Source organism: Caballeronia arationis (assembly GCF_001544975.2).
Lineage (GTDB): Bacteria > Pseudomonadota > Gammaproteobacteria > Burkholderiales > Burkholderiaceae > Caballeronia > Caballeronia arationis.
In genome coordinates, this window is sequence record NZ_FCOG02000431.1 from 1 (window position 1) to 1,435 (window position 1,435).

Annotated in this window: 1 protein-coding gene; it reads left to right on the plus strand. The window is 61.4% G+C overall.

What is annotated here, in order from left to right; translation table 11 throughout:
- A partial coding sequence (locus tag AWB81_RS42905) for an SNF2-related protein (RefSeq protein WP_144444392.1) occupies window positions 1-1,413 on the plus strand: 1,413 nt, incomplete at its 5' end.
- Between the last annotated feature and the right edge of the window lie 22 nt (window positions 1,414-1,435).

The window sequence follows — 1,435 nt, forward strand, 5'->3', positions numbered from 1 at the left end:
GTGGGGCAGTTGCCCATCTCGGCTGAGCAGGTGAAGGTAATCGAATCGGCGGCCGACCTTAACGACCTCCGGCAGATCAACCTTATCTCGTATGAGCGCCTGCGTATGCCGGTCGATAAGGCAGCTTCGGCGCGCGTGACGTACGCCCATCGACTGCGTCGCCGCATCGGCCTGCTGGTAGCCGACGAAGGCGAGCGCCTTGCGAATCCCACTAGCGATCAGAGCCGCGCGCTGTGGCAGCTCTCGGCTCGCCGAAGGTTCGTTTTGACAGGGTCGCCGATCCCGAACTACCCGAGAGATGCGTTTGGTCTGATCGCGTTTTCTGGCGGTGATGGAACGGCGGCTCAGCCCTATGGCTATCGCGTGGGCTACCTGGAGCAGAACTGGATCAATTCGGTGGAGTACGCGATGCGCGGCGTCGATCGATTCAGGGATGACTTCGTGGTGCTGGAGTGGGTCACGTGGCAATTCGCGGAGAGCCTGCAGGATGGGGCGAAACGCGAGGTGCCCAAGATCGGTAATCTGCACCTGTACCGGGCGATGCTCGCGCCGCACATCAAGCGGCGGCTGGTCGCAGAACCCGAGGTGTCGCGCTACATCCAGATTGAGCCGCCGCAGTTCGAGGTGGAGACAGTCGACTGGGATCGCGGGCATTTGGCCGCGTATCTCCGCGCTGCCGACGAGTTCGCCGACTGGTATCGCTCATCGCGCGATGACAAGAAGGCATGCAACCTGGTCACGATCCTCGCTCGTATCCGTGCCGTTCACTTTTCCGCCAATTACCCGCAGTTTGGGATGGATGGCGTGGAGTACATCGGCGGCCTGACGAGCAAGCAACGCTCAATTGTCGCGCGCATGCGCGCGATCGCGGCCGAAGGCAAGCAAGCGATCGTGTTTGCCGAGAATCCGGGCGTGCTCGATCTTCTGGCGCGCGAGCTGGATGCGCACGGTGTGCAGACGGTGCCGTTTCACGGCGAGATACCGATCAAGCGTCGCGTGGCCGATAAGGACAAGCGATTCCTGGGCGGACTGGCAACCGGACTGATGGCTACCAAGGCATCAGGCCGCGCGGGCTATAACTTGCCGAACGCCGACTACATCCTCTTCTACGACCGTTCGTGGACGTGGCGCATCGAGTATCAGGCGATGCGGCGCGCGCTGCGATGGAACCGGAAGGGCGTGTTGAAGGTGGTCTATTTTCATCTCCCGGGGAGCATCGACGAGTATCAGGACCAAATGGTCGCGCACAAACGTGATGCGACGCAGGCGGGGCTGGACTGGGCGACGCCGGAACTGGACGACGAGACCTTCCTGCATATGTATTCGTTACTGGATCGCTTTGTCGATGACCTCGCATCGCTGGCGGCCGAGACCGCGGGCGACATGCGCAAACTTTTGAAGGAGGCAGCTTAAATGCCGAAAGACTCGAATGTGT